At 41.7% G+C, this 24,192-nt stretch carries 18 protein-coding genes and 1 tRNA gene; 5 read left to right on the top strand and 14 right to left on the bottom strand.

Translation table 11 applies throughout. The features are described from left to right. Positions 1 to 7: 7 nt before the first annotated feature. From trpD to IPM71_05940, 7 genes are all read right to left on the bottom strand, one after another. Complete coding sequence (gene trpD / locus IPM71_05970) at positions 8 to 1,003, bottom strand: anthranilate phosphoribosyltransferase (protein QQS52279.1); 996 nt, start codon at positions 1,001 to 1,003, stop codon at positions 8 to 10. A gap of 35 nt (positions 1,004 to 1,038) precedes the next feature. Beyond that, positions 1,039 to 1,617: an aminodeoxychorismate/anthranilate synthase component II gene (locus IPM71_05965; GenBank protein QQS52278.1), complete on the bottom strand. Its 579-nt coding sequence runs from the start codon at positions 1,615 to 1,617 to the stop codon at positions 1,039 to 1,041. 11 nt (positions 1,618 to 1,628) lie between these two features. Next, positions 1,629 to 3,032, bottom strand: coding sequence for a chorismate-binding protein (locus IPM71_05960; protein QQS52277.1), 1,404 nt, complete (start codon positions 3,030 to 3,032; stop codon positions 1,629 to 1,631). Positions 3,033 to 3,248: 216 nt separating this feature from the next. After that, a complete protein-coding gene (gene clpX / locus IPM71_05955) occupies positions 3,249 to 4,466 on the bottom strand; it encodes an ATP-dependent Clp protease ATP-binding subunit ClpX (GenBank protein QQS52276.1) in 1,218 nt (405 codons plus the stop codon). Between the two features lie 11 nt (positions 4,467 to 4,477). Next, positions 4,478 to 5,146 carry an ATP-dependent Clp endopeptidase proteolytic subunit ClpP gene (clpP, locus tag IPM71_05950; GenBank protein ID QQS52788.1) on the bottom strand — a complete coding sequence of 223 codons (669 nt, stop codon included), beginning with the start codon at positions 5,144 to 5,146 and terminating at the stop codon, positions 4,478 to 4,480. Positions 5,147 to 5,255: 109 nt separating this feature from the next. Next, positions 5,256 to 6,608 (bottom strand): trigger factor, encoded by a 1,353-nt coding sequence (gene tig, locus IPM71_05945; GenBank protein QQS52275.1) that lies wholly within the window; start codon positions 6,606 to 6,608, stop codon positions 5,256 to 5,258. A gap of 90 nt (positions 6,609 to 6,698) precedes the next feature. Then, positions 6,699 to 6,780: transfer RNA gene (locus tag IPM71_05940), tRNA-Leu, on the bottom strand. Positions 6,781 to 6,892: 112 nt separating this feature from the next. Here IPM71_05940 and IPM71_05935 point away from each other — a divergent pair. Then, positions 6,893 to 7,741, top strand: a complete 849-nt coding sequence (locus IPM71_05935) for a gluconolaconase (protein QQS52274.1) — start codon at positions 6,893 to 6,895, stop codon at positions 7,739 to 7,741. 17 nt (positions 7,742 to 7,758) lie between these two features. Here IPM71_05935 and lptB read toward each other — a convergent pair whose 3' ends face one another. The 3 genes from lptB to tatC all read right to left on the bottom strand — a co-directional run bounded on the left by lptB (position 7,759) and on the right by tatC (position 12,105). After that, positions 7,759 to 8,481, bottom strand: a complete 723-nt coding sequence (gene lptB / locus IPM71_05930; GenBank protein QQS52273.1) for an LPS export ABC transporter ATP-binding protein — start codon at positions 8,479 to 8,481, stop codon at positions 7,759 to 7,761. Between the two features lie 186 nt (positions 8,482 to 8,667). Further along, positions 8,668 to 11,175 carry a carboxypeptidase-like regulatory domain-containing protein gene (locus IPM71_05925; protein ID QQS52272.1) on the bottom strand — a complete coding sequence of 836 codons (2,508 nt, stop codon included), beginning with the start codon at positions 11,173 to 11,175 and terminating at the stop codon, positions 8,668 to 8,670. A 78-nt stretch (positions 11,176 to 11,253) separates the two neighbouring features. After that, entirely contained in the window at positions 11,254 to 12,105 is an 852-nt protein-coding gene (gene tatC, locus IPM71_05920; GenBank protein QQS52271.1) for a twin-arginine translocase subunit TatC, read from the bottom strand. Positions 12,106 to 12,508: 403 nt separating this feature from the next. Between tatC and recQ the strand changes: the two genes are divergently transcribed. Further along, complete coding sequence (recQ, locus tag IPM71_05915; protein QQS52270.1) at positions 12,509 to 14,701, top strand: DNA helicase RecQ; 2,193 nt, start codon at positions 12,509 to 12,511, stop codon at positions 14,699 to 14,701. 20 nt (positions 14,702 to 14,721) lie between these two features. Then, entirely contained in the window at positions 14,722 to 15,738 is a 1,017-nt protein-coding gene (locus IPM71_05910) for a T9SS type A sorting domain-containing protein (protein ID QQS52269.1), read from the top strand. 1 nt (position 15,739) lies between these two features. Here IPM71_05910 and IPM71_05905 read toward each other — a convergent pair whose 3' ends face one another. Genes IPM71_05905 through IPM71_05890 form a run of 4 tightly spaced genes read right to left on the bottom strand, consistent with a single transcriptional unit; the run spans position 15,740 to position 22,999 of the window. Further along, a complete protein-coding gene (locus tag IPM71_05905) occupies positions 15,740 to 16,864 on the bottom strand; it encodes a glycosyltransferase (protein QQS52268.1) in 1,125 nt (374 codons plus the stop codon). A gap of 7 nt (positions 16,865 to 16,871) precedes the next feature. Next, positions 16,872 to 20,843: a PAS domain S-box protein gene (locus IPM71_05900; GenBank protein ID QQS52267.1), complete on the bottom strand. Its 3,972-nt coding sequence runs from the start codon at positions 20,841 to 20,843 to the stop codon at positions 16,872 to 16,874. A 53-nt stretch (positions 20,844 to 20,896) separates the two neighbouring features. Next, a complete protein-coding gene (locus IPM71_05895; GenBank protein QQS52266.1) occupies positions 20,897 to 22,381 on the bottom strand; it encodes a Na+ dependent nucleoside transporter in 1,485 nt (494 codons plus the stop codon). 12 nt (positions 22,382 to 22,393) lie between these two features. Continuing rightward, complete coding sequence (locus tag IPM71_05890) at positions 22,394 to 22,999, bottom strand: bifunctional nuclease family protein (protein ID QQS52265.1); 606 nt, start codon at positions 22,997 to 22,999, stop codon at positions 22,394 to 22,396. A 398-nt stretch (positions 23,000 to 23,397) separates the two neighbouring features. On the opposite strand from IPM71_05890, the gene rplU reads away from it, so the two are divergent. Together rplU and rpmA are read left to right on the top strand one after the other, a co-directional pair. Continuing rightward, positions 23,398 to 23,859, top strand: a complete 462-nt coding sequence (gene rplU, locus IPM71_05885; protein ID QQS52264.1) for a 50S ribosomal protein L21 — start codon at positions 23,398 to 23,400, stop codon at positions 23,857 to 23,859. A 20-nt stretch (positions 23,860 to 23,879) separates the two neighbouring features. Then, positions 23,880 to 24,140, top strand: coding sequence for a 50S ribosomal protein L27 (gene rpmA / locus IPM71_05880; GenBank protein ID QQS52263.1), 261 nt, complete (start codon positions 23,880 to 23,882; stop codon positions 24,138 to 24,140). Positions 24,141 to 24,192 lie beyond the last annotated feature (52 nt).

The raw sequence follows: 24,192 nt of genomic DNA, 5'->3' as shown, positions 1-24,192 counted from the left end.
TATGATATTAGGGTTGAAGTTTAATAAGTTTTTTTAATGCGGCCAAAGCTTTGCCTTTTTCCAAACTTTCGCGGACTGTTGCCAGGCATTCTTCAATACTTTTTTCAGGATACATGCATTTGATTCCAAAGGCAGCATTGGCCGAAACTACGTCGTTTTGAACCTTTGTTCCATTCCCTTCCAAAATATGTATAAATAGTTTCGCTGAGTCTTCAATATTCTTGCCACCTGCTAAATCTACAGGATGAACGGTGGTCAATTGGATATCTTCCGGAGAAAAAACCCGGTCATCGAATTGGGAGATTACCCGAAAGGGATTGGTGAGGGATATCTCATCGTACCCATCAAGATTGTGTAGAAGTGTATAATTCAACCCTGAAGTTTTGTACACATGATGATACAGTTCCATTACCTCCTGGTTGTATACGCCTACCAGCTGGTTTTGTGGACGGGCTGGATTTACCATTGGCCCAAGCAAGTTAAAAAAGGTTCTTACTCCAAGTGATTTTCTTACCGGGCCTACCTGTTTCATGGCTGGATGAAACAGCGGGGCATGCAGGTAACAGAAATTAGTTTGTTCCAGTTCTTTGCGGATTTTCCCTGCCTCGTTCGAAAACCGGTATCCTAAGTGTTCGAGTAAGTTCGACGATCCGCAAACCGACGAGGCGCTATAATTGCCATGCTTTACCACTTTGATGCCTGCACCTGCCAGAATAAAAGCTGTGGCTGTGGAGATGTTAAAAGTGTTCTTTTCGTCGCCTCCTGTGCCACAAACGTCGATGGTATTGTAATCTGAACAATCTGCCGGAATGCATAAATCGAGCAAGGCATCGCGAAAACCAGCCAACTCGTCCGGGGTAATGGGGCGCATGAGATATACGGTGATAAATGCAGCTATTTCAGCTTCGGAATAAAAACCCTGGCTAATACTCTTTAGCGTATCCTTCGCCTGTTCTCTGAACAATGTCTGGTGAGCAAATAAATATCGCAGTGTGTCCTTCATTTCTTTCGTTGATAGTGAATAAACAATGCAGTACTTTAGTTAGTTGGGTAAGCAAGCCAGTTTTCGAGCAGTTGCATACCATGTTGGGTGAGTACTGACTCAGGATGATATTGAACCCCTTTCACATCATACTCTTTGTGGCTAAGGCCCATGATTAGCCCCCTGTTGTCGAGGCTTGTAATTTTCAAACACTCTGGTAAGCTTTCCCGGTCCACTACCCAGGAGTGGTAACGGCCCACTTCAAAGGTCCCTGGTATCTTGTTGTACAGCCTGTCTTCCGGAGCTACTACACCAATCTCTGTAGACACTCCATGATAAACTGTGTCGAGGTTAATAAGTGTACCTCCAAAGGCTTCGCCAATGGCTTGATGCCCAAGGCACACCCCCAAAATACTCTTGGTAGGGGCAAAGCGTCTGATTAGGTCGAGACAGATTCCTGCTTCTTCCGGCACACCAGGTCCCGGAGAAAGAAGAATTTTATCGTAATTGTCTACTGCGTCTAACGATATCTGGTCGTTGCGGAATACATCTACATGCTGGTGGGTAAGGTTTTCGAGGTAATGTACCAGGTTATAGGTGAAGGAGTCGTAATTGTCTATGACTAATATTTTCATGGTAAAATGGATTATATTTTTTGGGCAAGGGCAATGGCTTTTTTTAATGCGCCCAGTTTGTTGTTTACTTCCTGAAGTTCATTCTCTTTGACTGATACCGACACAATTCCTGCTCCGGCTTGATAGTAGAGGGTTTTTGCCTTGCTTAGAAAGGTGCGTATCATGATGGCATGATTCAAATTGCCATCGAAACCAAGGTAACCGATTGCCCCACCATAATATCCACGGTTTTGGTTTTCGTATTGGTCAATCAGCTGCATGGCTTTGTATTTTGGGGCACCCGAAAGTGTACCTGCCGGAAAAGTTGACATCATAATATCCACCACATCGTCGGCTTTACGCAACTGTCCGGATACCGTGGATACCATGTGGAGTACATGCGAGTAATACTGAATTTCGCGGTAGCTGTCGACCCTTACATCAGTAGTAAAACGGCTCAGGTCGTTTCTGGCCAGGTCAACCAACATAACATGTTCGGCATTTTCTTTTTTATCCTTTGCCAGTTCTTCGGCCAATAGTTTATCTTTTGCATCATCGCCGGTGCGTTTAAAGGTGCCAGCTATGGGGTTAATCACTGCTCTTTTATTGGCAACTTTTATTTGTGCCTCTGGCGATGACCCAAAAATCTGATAATCGGTATAATCGAAATAAAACAAGTAGGGCGAAGGGTTTACCGAGCGCAAGGCCCTGTATACATTAAAAGCATCGCCTTCGTATTTTTGCGAATACTGGCGTGAAAGTACAATCTGAAACACATCACCGCGGTAGCAATGTTTTTTCCCCATTTCAACCAAATCCATGTAACCCTGGTCGGTAAGGTTCGAAACTTCGTTCTCTATGGCGGCAAAGCTGTAGGTTTTAAAGTTTTGACTGTTGATGAGTGATTCGATTCGCGAGATGCTGCTGTTTTCGCCTTCTACCAGATTTTCAATTAAATGCAGTTCATTGTTGAAATGGTTAATGGCGATGATGTATTTATACATGCTGTATCTTACTTGCGGAATGCTGTAAGGACTTGTATGGGCATGCTTTAGTTTTAAGGTTTCAAAATATTCTACGGCATCGTATTCGCAATACCCAAAAATGCCATTTACAGGTAATTTCTCAGCTTGATGAGTTTCGAAAATGGCAATAAAATCATTGAATCTGTCACGAAAATCCGAAGGCTGGCTGATTTTTCCTTCCTCCTTATTTTGGTTGGGCAAATCAATAAAATAATGTCCATCTTGTACCTGAAATGTGGCAATTGGTTGCAAACAGATAAATGAATAGCTGTTTTCGTTTCCGTGGTAGTCGGAGCTTTCTAGAAGTATGGAATTGGGGTATTCTTCCCTTGCCCTTAAATAAATGCTTACCGGGGTAATTACATCGGCGAGCATCTGGCGGCTTATGCAGGTAATTTTAACTTTTTTCATGCTTATATTTTTCGATGTTATTGTCTGTTGGGTTTAAATTAAAAACGGCCTGTCGTGAGTTCGACAGGCCGTTCTATATTTTGTTTTTACACAAAAGGTGTCTTTCTCACATTGTTTCTGTAAGTCCCAGCCACCACCAATTTGCGCAAAAGTTAGTTGTCATTGTTTTTCTGTTGTTTATGCAAATATAAATTATAATTTTTCAAAAAAACAAACTTAAGCTGCTTTTAGACGCTTAATATCTTGTTTGTCGAGTTTTTCCTGAGCGTATTTTTTTGTAATCTTTATCTCCTTGCTGTCTGTCGAGGGCAGGTTAAACATGGCATCCATCATAATTGCTTCGCAAATGGAGCGCAATCCGCGGGCACCTAATTTAAACTCAATGGCTTTGTCGACAATAAATTCGAGCGCATCGTTCTGAAAACTTAGTTGGATATTGTCCATTTCAAACAATTTAGTGTATTGCTTGATAATGGCATTTTTTGGGTCGGTCAATATCTGACGCAATGCATCTCTGTCGAGTGGATTGAGGTAGGTAAGTACAGGAAGGCGGCCGATTATTTCCGGTATCAATCCAAAGGCTTTTAAATCCTGCGGGGCAATATATTGCAGCAGGTTACTGCGATCGATGCGGTCGGCACCTTTAGCAGCGTTGAAACCTACAACCTGGGTGTTCAGTCGTTGGCTGATCTTTCTTTCGATGCCATCAAATGCACCTCCGCAAATAAATAAAATGTTACGTGTATCAACGGGTATCATTTTCTGGTCGGGGTGTTTGCGGCCACCTTGCGGGGGCACATTAACCACCGAACCTTCGAGCAGTTTTAGTAATCCCTGCTGCACTCCTTCGCCCGACACATCGCGGGTAATGGAGGGGTTGTCCGATTTACGGGCAATTTTATCTATTTCGTCGATAAATACAATGCCTTTTTCGGCGGCTTCGACGTTGTAATCGGCTACCTGGAGTAAACGGGTAAGAATGCTTTCGATATCCTCGCCGACATATCCGGCTTCGGTAAGCACCGTGGCATCGACAATGGTAAATGGCACATGTAAAAGTTTGGCTACGGTGCGCGCTAAAAGGGTTTTTCCGGTACCAGTTTCGCCAACCAAAATAATATTCGATTTATCGATTTCCACTTCGTTATCCTTACGAGAGAAATGCATTAATCTTTTGTAGTGGTTGTAAACAGCTACCGACAGAAATTTTTTGGCTTCATCCTGGCCAATCACATACAGGTCGAGAAATTTTTTAATCTCTGCGGGCTTAATCTGCTTAATGGTGTTGATGTCGAAGTCGTTTTTTTTCTTGAGCTCCTCCTGCACAATATCATAAGCCTGCTCGATGCAATTGTCGCAAATATGGCCCGATATTCCGGCAATAAGCAAGTTAGTATCGCGCTTTTCTCTTCCGCAGAACGAACATCTATCCATGGCAGCAGGTTTTATTTTTTTGTTTTAAGCAGCACTTCATCTACCATTCCGTAGGCGTGGGCTTCCTGCGAAGTCATCCAGTAATCGCGGTCGGAGTCTTTTTCCACTTCTTCATAGGGTTTACCAGAATGATCGGAAATGATGGTATAAAGCTCTTTTTTCAATTTTACAATCTCACGGGTAGTAATTTCTATGTCTGAGGCTTGACCTTGTGCGCCACCCATAGGTTGGTGAATCATCACCCTGGAATGTTTTAAGGCAGAACGTTTCCCCTTTGTGCCTGCACAAAGCAAAACAGCAGCCATAGAGGCAGCCATACCGGTGCAAATGGTGGCCACATCGGAGCTGATAAACTGCATGGTGTCGTAAATGCCAAGTCCGGCATGCACTGAGCCTCCCGGGGAGTTAAAGTAAATCTGAATGTCCTTTCCCGGGTCAGCCGAGTCGAGGTAGAGCAGTTGAGCCTGAATTACATTCGCTACATAATCATCAATAGGAAGGCCTAAAAAGATAATGCGGTCCATCATAAGTCGAGAGAATACATCCATAGTGGCAATATTCAGCTGGCGCTCTTCGATGATGGTGGGCGAAATGTAACTGTTATAGGTAGAAGTGATTTTGTCCAGGTGTATACTGGTTATGCCACGATGTTTTACGGCATAATTTCGAAAATCTTTTATATAATCCATGTTAATTCTGTTTACAACAAAGGTACATTATTTTTTTGAGTGAAAAAAAATGAGCAGACTGGCTGCTCATTTTTAGAATTTTTCATTTCAATCAGATAATTTATTCGAATAGTTTGTTAAACTTTTCGAGGCTGATTTCTTTTTCTTCGATTTTTACCGTTTGCTTCACAAAGGCGACTATTTTTTCTTCAAGGGTATTTTCATGCAATTTGCGCATTTCATCTTTATTTTCGAGAGTGCGGCGCGAGAACTGCTCGAGGTGCTCATCGGGTACATTGTTCATGCCATAATAGGCAAATTGCATACGTGCCTGTTGTTTTGCAGCCTCTTTCAAATCTTCAGCATTCAGTTCAATGTTATTTTCTTTGGCAATGCGGTTTTTAATCAGTTGCCATTTCAAATCTTCGGTGAATTTATCGAAGTCTTTATCGATTTCTTCCTGGCTGAATTTTCCTTCGTTCACGGCAATGAGCCAGCGTTTGAGGAATGCCTGCGGAAGGTCTTTTTTAAACTTCTTTACCAGTAACTCTTTGGCGTCGAGTTTTAATCTGTATTCGCTATCGCGTTCAAGGTTTAAAGCGGCTTCTTCGCTTATTTTCTGATGAAATTCGGCTTCGCTGCTGATGGTGCCTTCGCCATAGACTTTATCGAACAGTTCCTGATTCACCTCGGCTTTTGCAAAACGCTGTATTTCCTGAATGTTTATTTTGAATAGGCTGGTGATTGCTGCCAGTTCTTCTCTTTTTATTTTCAGGAGAGCTGCGAGGTCAAACTCGTTGGTGTAAGCCTTCTTTAAATCCAGAACAAGGGTGTCGCCCTTTGATGCTTTCAGAATGGTCTTCTTGATATCCTGATCCTGTATCAGGTCGGTAGACAAGCGGGCTTCGTCCACGTAAATACCAGCTTCCAGAATTTCTCCACTATCGTTGAGCTGATTGATTTTTACGGTGAGCATGTCCTTGTCTTCAATCTTATCCACATTCACAAACTGACCCATGCGCTGGGTGTAGTTATCGACATATTTTTGAATAAGCTCTTTATCGACTTTTATTTTATGGAATGTAAGCTTGTCTTTATTGCTGAGACTAAGATCGAATTGGGGGGCAAGGCCCAGGTCGAATTTAAATTCAAAGCTGGTATCCTTATCGAAGTCGAGGGTTTTATTATCGCCTTCGTGTGGAAGGGGTTCGCCTAAAATGTCGAGTTTTTCGCTTACAAGGTAGTTGCTTAACGACTCCGAGATCAGTTTGTTGATTTCTTCGGCCAATACAGGTTTGCCATACATTTTTCGTATCATGCCAAAGGGTACTTTGCCCGGACGGAAACCTGGAATAGTGGCTTTCTTCCGGTAATCGTTTAAAACCTTTTCAACACGCTCATGGTAATCTTCTTTGGTCAATTCAAGCGTGAGTACTGCATTCAGTTCGTCCACATTCTGCCTGGTAATGTTCATTGTAAAAAAACTTTAAATGGATGGTTATAAATTGTTAAAACCGCCAATACATCGTGTTCATGTGCGAGTATTAGCGGTTATCCAGTTTTGTGCGGATGGAGGGACTCGAACCCACACGCCTTACGACACTAGATCCTAAGTCTAGCGCGGCTACCAATTACGCCACATCCGCAAAACGAGCTGCAAAGATAAATATTTTTTCTATACAGTAAACAGCTAGTTAAAATATTTTTTTTCGTATCTTTTCCGCTTGCAATTGAACATGTTAACCAACACTTTAGGCAATGAAAACAAAACAAAACCATCTAAAAACGCTCGTCGCACTCATTTTGTTTGTGATATTTACTCCATTGCAGGCACAAACAATAAATAAATTATGGGAAACCAAAGGATTTAATACCCCAGAGAGTGTTTTATTTTCAGCCGGTCAAAACCGTTTGTTTGTGTCGAATATTGGAGGTCAGAACCCGATGGAGAAAGACAATAATGGCTTTCTAAGTGTGCTTTCAACTTCTGGCGAAATCCTTTCCCTGGAATGGGCAACGGGTCTTCATGCCCCCAAGGGTATGGCTTTTTATGAAAACATGCTGGTAGTAACGGATATCGACCGCCTGGCTTTTATCGATACGGCGAGCGGCAAGGTAAGTAATTTTTTACCCATCGAGGGTTCGGTTTTTTTAAACGATATTGTGACAAGCCCCGATGGTATTATCGTATCAGACTCACGCGGTAAATGTTATTATAAGGTGAAAAATGGAATAGCAGAAAAGTTTTTGTGCGATACAAGTTTTCAATTCCCCAATGGCCTTTGTCTTTATCAGGACAAAATTCTTTCGGGGGTTGGGAACAAGGTAATCAGCATTCAGCCAAAGGATGGAAGTTATTCAGACTACATAATGGAAACAGGCGGTGTGGATGGTTTGTCTGAGGTAACGGAAAATAGCTTTATAATATCGGATTGGGCTGGTAATGTACATCTTATCAATCCAGATCAAGACAAGAAGTTGCTGTTGAGCACCAGTGAAGAAAAAGTTAACGCTGCCGATTTTGATTACGATACTGTAAGTGGCCGGCTCTATATTCCAACCTTTTTTGCCAACAGCATCAGTGCGTATGAACTTATATTCGAATAAACCTTAACAGGTAAAAATTAACGCAATTCGAAATTCTGTCCAAGGTATACACTACGCACACGTTCGTCGGCAGCAAGCTCTCTGGCGGTGCCGGCCTTTAGTACTTCACCCTCGAAGAGCAAGTAAGCCCTGTCGGTAATCGATAAGGTTTCGTGCACGTTGTGGTCGGTAATCAGTATGCCAATATTTTTTTCTTTGAGTTTGGAAACAATTTGTTGAATGTCTTCTACGGCAATAGGGTCGACACCTGCAAAGGGCTCATCGAGCAATATAAAATTGGGGCTGAGTGCCAGGGCACGTGCAATTTCAGTACGTCGTCTTTCTCCACCTGACAATTGTATTCCCAGACTTTTACGAATTTTGCGCAGGCCAAACTCTTCGATTAAGGATTCGACCTTTTCGCGTTGTTCATTTTTTGGCATATTCGACATTTCGAGTACGGCCTTAATGTTATCTTCTACCGATAGTTTCCTGAACACGGAAGCCTCCTGTGCCAAATATCCAATACCCTTCTGGGCTCTTTTGTAGACAGGTTCTTTGGTAATGTCAACATCGTCGAGAAGAATAGTGCCGGCATTGGGGGCTACCAAGCCAACAATCATATAAAAGGTGGTTGTTTTACCGGCACCATTGGGGCCCAATAATCCAACTATTTCGCCCTGGTTCACTTCTACCGAAACTTCCTTCACCACTGTGCGTGAGCGGTATCGTTTTATCAGGTCTTTGGTACTTAATTTCATTCGCAATTATTTTTTTTAAGCTACTACTCTGAGCTTTTGCTTATTTCGGATTTTTCCCCGATAACATCCAGGTTTATTCTACATTAGATTTGGCCCTAAAAGTAAGAAACTCTTTTTAATGTTTTCGATACCAAACACTTTTTTATGGCAATGGCTATTCTCAATTGTCGGCAATGTAACATCCCACTAAAACGTAATCTGCATCATCACACGAAGGCCAAAGTTCTGGATATCGGGGTTACTTCGATAGGCCAATCGCCACGTTGCTTCCACCCGGAAAAGCTTAAGGATGTTTTCTACTCCCAAGCCTGCTTCCACATATGGCTTTACTCCCAGAATACGAATGTCATTTTCTCTGTTCAAGCTTGGGTCGTTCAACCAGAATAGGTTTTCCGGGAATTCCATCACTTGCATGTTTTTCTCGCTCAGGCTGCCAAAAAGAACTTTTGCCGACATCACTTCGCGCAATTCAAGTCTCCTGATTAGGGGTATGCGGTTCAGGAAAAATCCCTGAAAATGATGTTCAGACCAAATGCCCAGGTATCTGTCCGAAGCAAATTCATAATAGTTCATCATGTTATGCGCATACATATCGTAGGCATAGGTTTCATTACCATCGTGCAGCTCCAACAAGGGGTAAGCTACCTGTCCAAAAATTTGTCCAAGGGTTATCTGGTAGCGGTTATATCCAATAGGGTTTATCTCTACTTTGTCCTTAAACTGAAGTTTTACTTTCAGGTATTCGTAATCGCTTCCAATTAATCCTTTTGGGGCATATGTTAAATCCAAATCAATAGAAGGGTATTTTGAACCCAGGCTTGTACGCTCGAAATGGCCCAGCATAAACTTTTCCTGGTAGGCAAAATGGGTTTTCAATGTAAATTCGGTTGTTTTCACGCTGTTCAATGCCGTGGTTCCTCCCACTTCGTTATAGGCGTTAAAAGGAACATATGGCGTCGCAAAAACCTCTGCATAGCGGATTCCAAAGGCGTTCGAAAAACCCTGAAACCATTCATGGTCGTAAATGCCTTCGTAGTAGTCGAGCATTGTGAGCTTGTAGTTGGGGCGGCGTCTGAGAATGGTTTCGAGGATGTTATCGTCGAGGAATGAATTACTGCTCTTGCCCAATTGTTTGATGTCGTGATAATATTCGAACGAAAGGATGCGTCGGGGATTTTTATCGAACAGACGCTCTACTTTCAACCCATATTTAAACTCCTGGTCGCCAAAACCATAGGCGGTATATCCTCCATACCGGTATGTTTTATTGAAATGTTTATTGGTGCGAGCACCAAACTTAACCCGGTGACCTTCGATAGGGTTATAGCTATAAAAAGTATAATAGGGGCCGAGTTCAAATTTACCTATTTCGTAGTAATAGTCGAACAATAAATCTACTATGCCATAAATTGTTTTATACATTGGCACTTGTTTCACACTATCGACCATTTGGTAAATATTGCTTTCTTCAGCTGAGAGTTCAATGCCCCTGTTCTCGTGCCAGAATGTATCGGCTTTAAATACAGTTTCTTCGTCGACGTAGATATTGGTATTTAGTTTTAATACGTCAGGCGGAATGGTGGTATTGAGCTCGATATTGGTATAAGAGGCCTGCTTACGTCCAAAAAAGCCGTACGATTTGTCGTTGATGTTAAAATCGATAAGCAATTCTTCATATGATAGGAACCAGATCGAATCATTGATTTTGTCGTACTCATTGATGGCCACAAGGTCGTTCATGAAATTGATGTTTACATCCGACGAAACCCTGAGTTGTATCTTTTTAATTGCCCAGCTGGTATCTGCAACCCAGAAATAGCCATAGAAAGTGCGCTCTTTTTTACGCTTTGGTTTGAATACTATTTTGTGGCACCAGGTGCCATCGATATTGGCACTGTCTTCGAGGTAATATTTGTAGTACATGCGTCCAAAGTCGGCAATAGGGCTTACAAAGCCAGGTTCAAACAGGGTAATAAAGTTTTCGTACACATTAAAACGTTGGTACATTTTGCCAGAGAATTGAGATATGGTAGAATTTTCGATACCGGAGACCTTAAAGGCTTCTATTACTTCTTTTTCAACCGAGGGGTTTTTCTGAAAATAAAATTGCGACACACTCTCCGAAATCAATATTGGGAGGTAGTTTTTTCCAAACATTTCGGAGGAGTCTACATAGTCGAATACAAACTGAAAATCCCTCATCAGCCTCTGATCTTTAAAAGCCTGATCGATATTATTCATGTCCAGACGCAGCTTGTTGTAACTTTTATAGGAATAGGAAGGGAACCTGTCGGGATTATTCAGGTGTTTGCGCTCTTTGATATTATCGAGAATCCGGAATGCCGGGTTTTCTCCGGGGGTTACCACAACCTCTTCGATTTGCATGGAGGTTGGCTGAAGGTAAAAATCTATTTTCTGGTTACTATTTTTTTGAATGCCCGTTTTGGCCAGATCGTATCCAAGACATGTAGCAATGAGTGTGTCGGTAGGCCGGGAAGTACTAAGTGAATATTTACCTGCAATGTCAGTAATGGTTCCGGTGGTACTCTGTTTAAATACCACATTGGCAAATGGAATTGTCTCGCGTGTTTGGGCATCGTATACAGTTCCGGAGATAACAGTTTGAGCCAACAAATCAAATGGAATACAAACAAGAAAGAGATAAAGTAGATGTATTTGAAGGGTTTTAAACATGTGCGGTTTTAATTCGGGTATTGTATTTCGCTAACGACAAGGACAAAGTAAAATAATTGCTTAAGTTTAAAAATCAGCTTATATATCCGATGCTTTTTTTCGTTTATTTTCAATACGTCTCGAAAGGATTATACTTATTTCATAAAGCACAATTAATGGCAGGCATACTAAAATCTGGCTGAAAATATCGGGTGGGGTGATAATTGCAGCCACAATAAGTAGAATAACAATGGCATGTTTACGGTATTTAATTAAAAAAGCGGGCGTAACCAATCCTACTTTGCTAAGGAAATAAATTACCGCTGGTAACTCAAACATGACTCCGGCTGCGAAGGAAATGGAAGTTACTGTGCCTACATAAGACATTAGTTTGATGTTGTTTTCGGCAATTTCGCTGACCTGGTAATTAATAAGGAAATTAACAGATAGAGGACAAATAACGAAGTAGCCAAAAAGCACCCCCAAGAGAAAAAGAATGGAAATAAAAAATACGGCACCCCTGGCATGCTTTCGTTCTTTCTGATAGAGTGCCGGACTAATGAATTTCCAGAACTCGTAAATCACAAAAGGAAAGGCAAGCACAACTCCGCTGATAAAGGCAATTTTCATGTGAGCCAGAAACTGTCCGGCCATGGTGATACTCTGTAAACGAAAGGGCTTGGCATTGAGGCAAAGAATGGATGGATTTAGCTCAGCCAGGTTCCAATCTACCATTTGAGCATTTATCACTGCACCAAACTGACATAACCAGGTGGTGGTTATGAAATCAGGTTTCGAAGGCCCCAGAATTACTACATCAAAAACGATACTTTTAAAAATAAAGGCGATGACGCTAAACGCAGTAATTGCAATTACAATCTTGATAAGATGCCATCGCAACTCTTCGAGGTGATCGAGAAAACTCATTTCGCTTCCAGCACTTTTTTTCATAACGATTGTAGGTTTCTCTATTGAGGTTTTCTTATCTTAAAAATTTAAAAGAGTTCTTTAACAATTTTTAGCAACCAGGGTTCAAACCACTGTTTCGGCCATATAATGCCTATAATTGGCATTATCTGCTCAATTCAAACCCTCGTGAGGTCTAATTTAGCAGGCATTTATGGAAGAACTTTAAAAAAACTTTATTATTTTTAATGAAACTAATCAGGTTCAAATATAACCGAATCGAATTTAACACACACAGGATACAATGGATTATTTAGGTTTTTTGGCTTCGGATAACAAACACATTGTATAATCTCATCGTATCGAAGTTGCGATTATTCTAAATTCACAGAATCTGCCCAATCGATTCGTTTTATTAATTGATGCAAGTAAAAAAAGAATATTGTCAATGGCAATAAAACCAGATACTCAATTAACCGACATTTTAAGGAATTATTTTGGGTTTACAAGTTTTAAGGGCAACCAGGAGTTGGTCATTCGAAATATTATGGCTGGTAACGATACTTTTGTGCTCATGCCCACAGGAGGTGGAAAATCGTTATGCTATCAGCTACCTTCTCTTTTGCTCGAAGGTACTGCCATTGTAATATCTCCGCTTATTGCCCTGATGAAGAACCAGGTCGATGCTATGCGCAGTTTCAGCGAAGACGAGGGTATTGCTCATTTTATCAATTCCTCACTCACCAAAACCCAAATAAACCAGGTTAAGACCGATGTAATCGATGGACGCACCAAACTGCTCTATGTAGCTCCTGAATCACTTACCAAGGAAGAGAATATCCAGTTCCTTCAGCAGATAAAAGTATCGTTTTATGCGGTCGATGAGGCACACTGTATTTCCGAGTGGGGTCACGACTTTAGACCCGAATACCGTCGCATCAGGCCAATCATCAATAAAATTGGTGTGGCACCCATTATTGCACTTACAGCCACAGCGACACCAAAAGTACAGCACGATATACAGAAAAACTTGGAAATGCTTGACGCCAGTGTCTTTAAATCGTCTTTTCGCAGGCATAACCTTTATTACGAGATAAGACCTAAAAAGAATGTAGCGAAGGAAATCATCAAATACATTAAATCTAACCCTGGAAAGTCAGGAATTATTTACTGTCTGAGCCGCAAGAAGGTTGAAGAACTCTCGGAATTACTTAATGTGAACGGAATTAGGGCGCTGCCCTATCATGCGGGTATGGATGCCACGACCCGAGCCGATAATCAGGATAAGTTTTTAATGGAAGAAGCAGAAGTTATCTGTGCTACTATTGCTTTTGGAATGGGTATCGACAAACCAGACGTGCGGTTTGTGATGCATTACGATATTCCTAAAAGTCTCGAAGGCTATTACCAGGAAACCGGACGTGCAGGACGCGATGGTGGGGAGGGGAAATGCATTGCTTATTACAGTTACAAAGACATTCAGAAACTTGAAAAGTTTACCCAGGGTAAACCCATTGCCGAGCAGGAAATAGGTCGGCAATTGCTGCTAGAAACGGTGGCTTATGCCGAGTCGTCGGTTTGCAGACCGAGGCAGTTGCTTGCTTATTTTGGCGAGGAGATGACAGGCAAATGCAACAACTGCGATAATTGCCTGAATCCCAAGAAGGAATTCGAAGGCAAAGAGTTTATGCTGATGTTACTCGAATCGGTATTCGAAATAAAAGAAAAATTTAAAACCGATCATGTGGTCGAATTTCTAACCGGAACAAAAAGCAATGCCATCAAATCATACCGTCATCACGAGCTCGAAGGTTTTGGTTGCGGAGCCGAGAAAGACAGTCGTTTTTGGCAGGCAGTTGTTCGTCAGGCACTTATTGCCAGATTCTTGCGAAAAGACATTGAGAATTACGGCTTGCTGCTTTTAACCGAAAGAGGCCATGAGTATATAAAAAATCCACAGCCATTCTTGCTTACCGAAGACCACGAATACAGCGAGGATGAAGATGATGATATATTACCTTCCGGACAGGCCAGGGGTGGCGCTGCCGATGAAGAGCTTTTCCAGCTTTTAAAAGACCTTCGCAGGAAAGTATCAAAAGCTAAGAACATTCCTCCTTTTGTGATTTTCCAGGATCCCTCCTTACAAGATATGGCTACTCAATATCCTGTTACCATAGACGAGCTTCAGAACATTTCCGGAGTGGGTACCGGTAAGGCCAAGAAATTTGGAGATGAATTTATTAAATTGATTAAAAAATACGTCGAAGAAAGAGAAATTGAACGCCCACAAGACATGGTGCTTAAATCAGTTGTAAATAAGTCAGGCATCAAAGTGTTTATTATTCAAAGTATAGATCGTAAATTGCCCTTCGACGACATTGCCAGAGCTAAAGGCCTTAGTATGGAAAACCTGCTGGACGAGGTGGAAGCCATTGTCAACTCAGGCACCAGGCTCGATATAGCCTATTACGTTGACATGGTGCTGGACGAGGAACACCAAGAAGAAATTCATGATTATTTCCTGAACGAGGCTGAGTCTGACTCTTTGGACGAGGCACTGCAAGAGTTAGGCGAAGACGAATATACAGGCAACGATATTCGACTCATGCGTATTAAATTTTTATCTGAACTTGGAAATTAACCTAATTAATAAGCAAAACTATGAAAGCAATTCAACTGTTTTTTCTGCTGCTTTTACCGACTTTTCTTATGGGTCAGCCTTTGCTCACATTCGAAAGCCATGCCCTTAAAAGCGGAGTGAATAACCCTATGACTTTTTGTTCTTACCTGCCAGCTGGGGCAGATGGTGCCCAAATTCAATGGGATTTTTCCCAACTAAAAGCTTTAAGATCCTTTACAGGTGCTTTGGCCGATGCAGGAGTCACTGGTTTTGAATCTGCTAATACGGAGCTGGAAGAGTTTGGCGTGCGCTTTTTTTATAACGTGAGTGAACAAGGCATAAACCACTATGGATATGTATCTGCCGATGGACGCACACAGGTAGTCTTCGATGAACCTTTCGAAAAAATACGTTTTCCGTTTGCCTATCGCGATAATTACACCAGCGATTTTTCGGGTATTTACATGTCCAATGGCAACAAACTGGGTAACATCACTGGCAATGCTTCCGTGAGGGCTGACGCCTGGGGTACAATAAAATTGCCGGGCAATACTATTTTCGAAAATACCCTGCGGGTGAAGGAAGAAAAAACCTATCAGATCGAATTCGAAAGTGGCACACAAAAAGTAAACATGACCACCTATCGCTGGTACAATGCCCATCACCGCTATCCTTTGCTTGTGCTCATTGAAACCGAAGTTTTTCTTGCAAATTCGTCTTCGAAAAGCACTCAGGCAGCTTACAATGTGAATGCAGTTAAAAACACCACTGCAAATGCAGAAAAGCTTAGCGGTGAGAATATGGTATATGTCTATCCCAATCCGGTAACCGATAGGTTAACTCTTAAAGTAATCGCCTCGTCTGCCAGCTTAGCAAGCATTTCACTCACTGATCTTTCCGGTAGAACCCTGGTTGCATTGCCTGCCCGTATGCTTCAGGCAGGTGAAAATCATGTAGTCCTCGAAAGCGAAATTGCTACCGTACCGGAAGGATTTTATTTGGTAAGAATTAGTTTGGGAGGAGAAATTCACACCACCCAGGTTTCGATTGTAAAATAAACTAGTAAACCCTATAATTGCGGCCCTTCCATTGGAAGGGCCTTTTTATTGATAGTGGCAGAAGCAGCGCGACATACAAGGGATAAATTACCGAAACAAGGGGGAGGAAAGCCAGTATACGTGTCTGCCGAAAGAGATCACTTGCCATAAGAAACAAAAATAAGTCGGCCAGCATTTTTAAAGCAAAAAGTACTATTGCCGGAAGATACTGACCAGATATCGCTGATACAATCATGTTTAACAACAGACTTAGGTTTGCAAAATACACTATCAGTGCCAAAATAATGGTATGTGAATCTTTCATCTTGTCTGATTTCGAAACCCATCGACTTCTCTGGTTCAGGAAGTCACTAATTTGAGAGGCGCCCTGAGTGTAAACCATGTGTTCGGGCGATTTTAACACCGTAATTTTACCACCCATTTTCTTTACAGCATGCAGCAGAAATACATCGTCACCTGAGGGAATGCCTATGTCGGGCTGATAATGGCCTAAAGCAGAGACTTTTACAGCAAGGTTGGCACCATTGCACAATACTGCAAAACCGGCATTGGCTGCCCCTGCAGCAGAAACTACTAGGGCCACAGACTCCATTCGAAATATTTTTTGTATGAAGCTCAGGGCAGTGGAGTCAACCAGTCCTATTATCAGGTCGGGATGATTGTGTTGGGTATAATGCGCGGCCAGAGTTTTCAACCACAAGGGTCTCGGCAGGCAATCAGCATCGGTAAAAGCCAGTAAATTGCCCTTGGCTTGTTTTGTGGCAACCTGCAGGGCATTTTTTTTTCCCTGTAAAGTCGGGGGGTTTTGGAAAAGCCTCATCCAGGGATATTTTTTTTCGAACTCCGATAAAACAGCATAGGAATTATCGGTGGAATGATCATCGACCAGTATAGCCTCGAAATGCGGATAGAATTTACTTTGCTTTTGCAAGGCTTTTATAAATGAATGAAGGTTATTTTCTTCATTTCTTAAGGCCACAATCACAGAAACAAATACGGGATTTGAGGCATCATATTTTAAATTGTCCTGAACCTTTATCTTCCGCCATGCGACGCCAAGTGCAACAACTACAATGAAATAGGCGAAAATAAAAAACCCGGCAAAAAGAAACAGATAAGAAGGCATTTATGAATTAGGAGTCAGTTTTGGTAAGCCAATGTTCAATTTTCATAAACAACTCGGTAATATTGATAGGTTTGGTTACAAAATCGTCGAAACCAGCTTCGAAGCACTTTTGTTTTTCTTCGGCAATGGCATTGGCTGTCTGAGCAATAATAGGAAGTTCTTTTCGAAATTTCTTTATACTTCGTGTTGCATCAAGACCATTGACTTCAGGCATTTGCACATCCATTAGTATGAGGTCAATGTCGTCGGTTTTATCGCAAATATCGATGGCTTTCTGACCGTCTTCAGCATGGAGGATTTCTGCATGCGTTTGTTTTAAAAAACCTTCGAGAAATTTAAAACTAAAGAAATCATCTTCAGCCACCAGAAATTTTTTACCTGTCCAGTTATATTCCGATTTGGGTTTACGTTCGGGGCTTGCCTCTCTGATCTTTAATGTAGCAGGCTTATAAGGCACCGTAAAATAAAAGCTCGAACCTTTATTTACTTCCGACTGTGCCCACATCCGTCCACCCACCAGTTCTACAAAACCTTTCGAAATGGCAAGTCCCAGTCCCGACCCGCTGTATTTGCGTGAGCGTGAGTTATCGGCCTGAACAAAACGGTCGAATATTACCTCCAGCTTTTCAGGATTAATACCTATTCCCGAGTCCAAGACATAAAACTCCAGCTCCTGGTTGTCGCGAATTCTATAACCAAATTCAATATAGCCTTTGTTGGTAAACTTAAATGCATTGCCAACCAGGTTGGTAATTATTTGTCTTAACCTGTTTGGGTCTGCGTTAATAAAGCTGTCCTCGTCAGATAGTTCTTTGCGAATACGCAACTTCACTTCCGATTTTTCGCGTTTAAGCCGGTCGGTTAAGAAGGAATTATAAATCTGATTTAACAGGGCATTCAACGAGAAATCGTGGTTAATAATTTTTATCTGTCCTGCTTCTATTTTGGCAAAATCGATAATATCATCGATTAGATTAATAAGTATCTTTCCATTATTGTTGATAATGTCGAGGTATTTTTTTCTTTCCTCGTCCGAAAGCCGCCCGTCGTTTAGCATTTCAGCAAATCCTAGAATACCGTTCATTGGAGTCCTAATCTCATGGCTCATGTTGGCCAGGAAGGCTGTTTTTAAACGGTCCGATTCTTCGGCCTTTAATTTAGCATTTACCAATTCCGATTCAAGCTGGCTTCGGTGCAGAGCTACCGCAACCTGATGGGCAAAAGTTTCGATAATATGCTTGAACTTAATAATGGTTTTATTGAGCGTAATAATGGTAATGCTGCCCAATAATTTGTTATGCCGGGCTAAGGTTATATTATAGGTCTTGTTGGCATGCAGATCGCTTAAAAGCTTGGTAATTCCCGACTGCAGTTCGGGTTGGTTGGAGAAATATTCGGTAAGGTTGGCAATTCCGATCACCGAACCGGCAGTTTCTATATTTGAAAGATCAGCCTGGCGTTTATATTTGATACCGATTAGCGGGAGTCCGGCAATTTCTTCTGATTGTTGCAGAAACAGATCCAGGCCGGCAATTCTTTTTACCACAAACTGATCGCTGGCTTCTTCATAGGCCGATACAATTACAATGGGATTATCAAGAAATTCGAAAAGCTTGAGGCAGATATATTTATACACATCTTCTTTGTCCGAAAGCGATAACAACTCGAGGGCGCTGTTGCTTAAAAAGATGAGGTTATTATGATAGGCCCTTTCTTTCAATTCGGCCATTTTGCGGTCTGAAACATCGCGGGTATTTACCACAATACCGTTAATGTAGGGATTGTTCATGTGGTTGGTAAAGATACTTTCCACATAAATCCATCGCTTGTTTTTGTGCAGACTGCGATATTCTTTTTTTATCTGCAGACCGGGGTTTACAAGGCAATTGTCAAAAGCTTCCTGGTAAATCCAGATATCTTCAGGATGAATGAATTCGCTGAACAATTTTCCTGTCAGTTCTTCGACTGTAAAGTTAAGTATGCGGTTTCGAAGAGAGCTTTCAAAGGTTATAATTCCTTCCTGATCAAGAATTGTAATGGCATCAGACGAGTATTTTAACAAAGCCCTGAAATGCTCTTCATTTTTCTTCACTGCATCTTCAAGTCTTTTTCTGTCGGTTATATCGCGGCTAATTCCTGTTAAACCAATTACTTCGCCCTTTTCGTTAAAAATTGGCGATTTGTATATTTCAAACCAGCTTTCGCCAAAACTATTTTTTTCTGATACTTCAAAATGCCGGCGTTCGCCTGTTAAAATTACTTCGCGGTCAATTTGGGTATTGTATTTGGCTTGTTCTAAAGGCAGCAGGTCAAAATCGGTTTTACCGATAATGTCATCTGGGTTCAGATGGTAAGTGTCGCTAAAAGGATGGTTGACAGATATATACCTTCCGTTTTTGTCTTTCAGCCAGGCAAGAAATGGAATATTGTCAAGAAGGGCTTGCTGTTGCGATCTGGTAGCGGTTAATACCTCTTCTAAATGTTTTTGCTCTGTAATATCGCTAGTCACAGTCACATAGCGGTAAATTTTCCCTTTGATATTGTAAACCGGATAATGACGGGCCCAAATCTTTTTTGTGGTTCGCTTGTTTCGTCTAAGCAGGTAGTGTTGGTTGCGTGATATCTGCTTTCCTCCCGATTCCTTGGTTCGGTTTCGGATGAAGCGTTTACGGTCCGTTTCATCGATCAGTAGCTCAATTCGGTTCATATCCTGCATGGCTTCATCGATACGAATACCAAAGATTTTTTCAAAGGCCGGGTTGGCATACAAAAGCCCCTGCTGGTCCCATAAAATAAAGGCATCGCTGGTATTTTCGGCCAACTGTCTGAATCGTTCTTCGCTTTCGCGAATGGCTTGTTCTGCCAACTGACGTTCCGAAATGTCGTTAAGTATTACCGATATTCCTGTGAGTCGGTAGTTTTTATCAAAGATTGGGTTAAAGGAGCATTCGTAATAATGGGTAAAGCCATCGAGGGTAAAGCTTATATGTTCGATGAGTTTTTCGCCTTTACTTGTTTTTTGAAAACACGCTTTCCAAAAATCTTTTTTTTCCTGATCAAAAAGCAACAATGCATTATCGCCAGTGGCAATGACTTTCCCATTAAGTCTGAGAATAAAGTCCGAAAGGGCTGAATTAAAGATAACAAGCTTATAGGCACTGTCTACAGACCAAATCAGGTCGTTCGAACTTTCGATAAGTGCAGAGAGGTTAGCCTGGCTTTTAATAATTTGTTTTTCGGCTTGCTTTAAGTCTGTAAGGTTGCGCCCAATGCCTATTATGCCGCTTACATTGTGATGGTGGTCGAAAACCGGAAATTTCGAAAGGCTGATATAATCTTTATGTCCTTCGGGGGTAGTAATATCCAAAAGCTTGTCAGACATCGCTTCGCCCTTTTCCATGAGGTTGATGTCTCCTTCGAACAATGCAGATGCAATGGAGTCGTCCGGAGTTTTATTATTTTCCAGGTTGCCAAATAGTTTCCGCACCGCAGAATTGGCAATGAGAACCTGACCATTTTTATTTTTCAGGTAGATATAATCAGGTATTTTTTCTATCAGGGTGAGAAGGGTCTGCTTTTCGTCTATAATGGCATTTTTTCGAAGAACCTGATCGGAGATGTCTTCTGCCAACCCAACGATAAAACTACCTTCCTTCTCTTTGGTGATGAAATTGTAATTAATTCGAACCGCAAGAAGACTGCCGTCTTTTTTTTTGAAGCTGGTTTCGTGCGAATATATCTTTTTTGTGACTTTAAGCTGTTGAATGATTTTATCGCGTTCGCCGGGTACAGCATAGATTTCATTCGAAATATCCTTCAGATCGAGAATTTCTTGTTTCGAATCGTAACCCAACATATGGGCAAGGGTATCATTTACTTCGATATACCTTCCTTTTAAGGTTGAAGCGAATGTCCCCAGGGGAGAATGGTAAAACAGGTCGCGGTAATATTCGGTATTGAATGATTGTTCTTCTTGCATTATACCAGGCCTGCGCTTTTTAGTTTTGTTTGCAAGGTGAAAATACTAAAAAATCATCCAATCGCACCAATAATCGTAGCTGAAAGTAATGAAGCCAGTGTACCCCCCAATAAGGCACGCATACCATAAGTAGATAAAAATACGCGTTTGTTGGGTGCCAATGCACCAATACCACCAATTTGGATACCTACCGAAGCAATGTTAGCAAAACCACAAAGCATGTAGGTGGCCATTACAATGCTCCTTGGCGAATGAATGGCACCCTGGTCAATAAGGGTTTTAAGGTTCGTGTAGCCCACAAGTTCAGTAAAAATAATTTTCTCTCCCATCAGCCGGCCTAAAATGGAGAGGTCGCCCGAAGGAACTCCAATCAGCCACATAAGTGGAGAAAAAATCTGACCCAAAAGGTATTCGAGCGAGAGTGAAGTATAAAATCCACCGCTTGCCCTTGCAATGATTTCGTTCAGGCTATAAGAGTCGCTACTTGCCAGGTTCGAAACCGGAATTTTGCCCAGCCAGCCCAGCATAATATTGAACAAAGCAATGAACGAGTAAAAAACCAAAAGCATGATAGCCACATTAGCTGCAAGTTTTAACCCTTCGAGGGCTCCGGTGCCAATGGCATCCAACACATTACTGCCAGCCTGTTCCCGGGGCACATTAATGTCACGATCGATTTCTTCGGTTTGCGGAAATAGAATTTTTGCAATGACAACAGCTCCTGGGGCAGCCATTACCGAGGCAGTGACCAGGTGCCGGGCAAACAGAATACGACTTTCGGGGCTATCGCCGCCCAGCATACCTATGTAGGCAGCCATTACTCCGCCAGCAATGGTGGCCATACCACTTGTCATCACCACAAACATTTCGGAGCCGGTAAGTTTAGGCAGGTACATTTTTATTAAAAGGGGCGATTCAGTTTGTCCAAGAAATATATTCCCAGCTACAGCCAAGCTTTCGGGCCCCGACATATTCAAGGCTTTTTTTAGCAACCAGGCAAAAACAAATACAACCCGTTGAACAATTCGCAGGTAGAACAAGAGCGACATCAGGGAAGAGAAAAAGATGATGGTGGGCAGTATATGAAAAGCAAAAATGAATCCATAGCTATCCTTGTTCATGATGCTTCCAAATAGGAAATCAGCCCCCTTGTCGGACGAACGTAACACCAGTTCAAAAAGCTTACCGATGAAGTTGATTGCCGACTCCATAAAAGGGATATAAAGTATGGCAAGAGCCAGGCTAATCTGAAAAAGCAATCCGTATATTACAATTTTTATCGAAACGGCTTTTCTATTGACGCTAAAGAGCCAGGCAATGAGCATAATACTTATAAGGCCGATCATTCCTCTAAAAAGCAATGACCATGTAGATACCGCCTCAATGTTTTGGGAGTCTGTTAAGCCAGCCTGGAGGTTATGTTCAGTTTGCTGGATAATCGAAATGCTGTCTGCGGGGGTAGGGGAATTTTGTGCAAAAAGCTGGCATCCTGCTGAGAAATAGAATAAAAAGAAAAATAATACTAGCAAATGCTTCATAAAATAGAGGGATTATTTCCGTCGATTGATTTCATCTCTGATTTGCGAGGCCAGTTCATAATCTTCGGCTTTGATAGCTTCTCCAAGCATTCTTTCGAGCTCGTCGCGTGTGGCGTTCGAAATCGAAACAACATCGATACGGTCTTCTTCTTCCTCCGGATCGTATTCTTCTTCCTCTTCGATGTTCTCCTCGGTATTTTGCTCGAAATCGATAATAATGCCCGCCTTACCGAGAATTTCTTCGGTAGTATAAATCGGGCACCGGAAACGGAGAGCCAGAGCAATGGCATCCGAAGTGCGGCTATCGATTTCTATTGTTTCCTTGTCGTTGGTGCAAGTGAGCCTGGAATAGAATACCCCTTCTTCCAATTTGTGCACATTCACTTCCAACAAGCGAATAGCAAAAGAATGAGCAAAATTATAAAAAAGGTCGTGGGTAAGGGGCCTGGCAGGTTTCAGACCTTCGAGCTGGATAGCGATAGCCTGTGCTTCAAAGCCACCAACAATTATGGGAATGCGGCGCGAGCCATTATCTTCAGCTAAAACAAGAGCATAAGCACCTGTTTGGGTTTGGCTATATGATATACCTAAAACGTTTAATTTAACCTTATTACTCATGCTTGGCAATCCACATCAAAAATTCTCCGGAGGTCTATCTCATAAGGTACAAACCTGCAATTTTTTTTGGCAATATACAAACACTTGAATAAAAAAATTCCCGATTAACTAGCGATGCACTTTTTAAAGGAAAGAGCTTTTTTGGGAGCTTCATTCGGGTATGTTTCGGGCTAATGGTTCAATTCAGTGTCGAAGCGATCATATTTCTATCCTGCCTCTGCCAGTTTGATTGCATTTAGCTATCCTTATTGTGGAGTATTTTCTTCAAAGGATAGGATTTTTTTCTAACGGGAGTTCAAAAAACGCTTTTTATAAAAATAAATTCCAGCATTTATTTGGGAGTATAACAATTTTTATATCTTTGCAGTCCGAATTTCGAACAGGTAAATACAAATTAAATGTACGCAATAGTTGATATAGCCGGACAACAGCTCAAAGTTGAAAAAAACCAAAAGGTTTATGTCCACAGATTAGATGCCGAAGAAGGCAGCAAAGTTACCTTCGACAAGGTGTTACTGATTGACAATGATGGCAAGATCACTGTGGGTTCACCCCTGGTATCCGAAACCATTGTATCAGCCAAAGTAGTAAGCCATTTAAAAGGCGATAAGGTTCTTGTTTTCAAGAAAAAACGCAGAAAAGGCTATCAAAAAATGAATGGTCACCGTCAGTATCTAACCGAACTGATGATTGAAGAAATTGGTGCCGGAAAAGTAGCTGCAAAAGCAGAAGCCAAAGCAGCAGCAAAAATAGAAGCCAAAGCAGAAGTAAAAGCTGAAACAGCAGAGGTAGTGAAAAAAGCAGCCCCAAAAAAAGCCGCTGCACCGAAGGCTGCCAAAACAGAAGACAAAGCAGAATAACAATAAAAAAATAGATAACCATGGCACATAAGAAAGGAGCCGGTAGTTCAAGAAACGGTAGAGATTCAGAAAGTAATCGACTAGGAGTAAAAATATACGGTGGCCAGGTTGCAAAAGCAGGCAACATCATTGTACGTCAGCGTGGAACAAAGCATCATCCAGGTCTGAATGTAGGTCTGGGCAAAGACCACACTATTTTTGCCCTTATTGATGGTACCGTCGAATTCAGAAAAAGAGAAAACGACCGCAGTTTTGTATCTATATTACCAAGCAACGAGTAATAAAAAAATATCGATATATTTGAATCTCCTGTGATAGGTATCGCAGGAGATT

This window comes from Bacteroidota bacterium (assembly GCA_016699695.1).
In the GTDB taxonomy this organism is placed as follows: domain Bacteria; phylum Bacteroidota; class Bacteroidia; order Bacteroidales; family UBA10428; genus UBA10428.
The sequence above is the reverse complement of the archived record's forward strand: the minus strand, read 5'-3'. Positions and strand labels throughout refer to the sequence as shown.

Bases quoted from the DNA above. Each gene is read 5' to 3' on its own strand.
- lptB (QQS52273.1), bottom strand. From the start codon at position 8,481: ATGAAATTAAGTACCAAAGACCTGATAAAACGATACCGCTCACGCACA.
- IPM71_05890 (QQS52265.1), bottom strand. From the start codon at position 22,999: ATGAGTAATAAGGTTAAATTAAACGTTTTAGGTATATCATATAGCCAA.
- IPM71_05905 (QQS52268.1), bottom strand. From the start codon at position 16,864: ATGCCTTCTTATCTGTTTCTTTTTGCCGGGTTTTTTATTTTCGCCTAT.
- IPM71_05895 (QQS52266.1), bottom strand. From the start codon at position 22,381: ATGAAGCATTTGCTAGTATTATTTTTCTTTTTATTCTATTTCTCAGCA.
- clpX (QQS52276.1), bottom strand. From the start codon at position 4,466: ATGGATAGATGTTCGTTCTGCGGAAGAGAAAAGCGCGATACTAACTTG.
- IPM71_05900 (QQS52267.1), bottom strand. From the start codon at position 20,843: ATGCAAGAAGAACAATCATTCAATACCGAATATTACCGCGACCTGTTT.
- tig (QQS52275.1), bottom strand. From the start codon at position 6,608: ATGAACATTACCAGGCAGAATGTGGACGAACTGAATGCAGTACTCACG.
- tatC (QQS52271.1), bottom strand. From the start codon at position 12,105: ATGAAAAAAAGTGCTGGAAGCGAAATGAGTTTTCTCGATCACCTCGAA.
- IPM71_05965 (QQS52278.1), bottom strand. From the start codon at position 1,617: ATGAAAATATTAGTCATAGACAATTACGACTCCTTCACCTATAACCTG.
- IPM71_05935 (QQS52274.1), top strand. From the start codon at position 6,893: ATGAAAACAAAACAAAACCATCTAAAAACGCTCGTCGCACTCATTTTG.
- IPM71_05960 (QQS52277.1), bottom strand. From the start codon at position 3,032: ATGAAAAAAGTTAAAATTACCTGCATAAGCCGCCAGATGCTCGCCGAT.
- recQ (QQS52270.1), top strand. From the start codon at position 12,509: ATGGCAATAAAACCAGATACTCAATTAACCGACATTTTAAGGAATTAT.
- rpmA (QQS52263.1), top strand. From the start codon at position 23,880: ATGGCACATAAGAAAGGAGCCGGTAGTTCAAGAAACGGTAGAGATTCA.
- trpD (QQS52279.1), bottom strand. From the start codon at position 1,003: ATGAAGGACACACTGCGATATTTATTTGCTCACCAGACATTGTTCAGA.
- rplU (QQS52264.1), top strand. From the start codon at position 23,398: ATGTACGCAATAGTTGATATAGCCGGACAACAGCTCAAAGTTGAAAAA.
- IPM71_05910 (QQS52269.1), top strand. From the start codon at position 14,722: ATGAAAGCAATTCAACTGTTTTTTCTGCTGCTTTTACCGACTTTTCTT.
- IPM71_05925 (QQS52272.1), bottom strand. From the start codon at position 11,175: ATGTTTAAAACCCTTCAAATACATCTACTTTATCTCTTTCTTGTTTGT.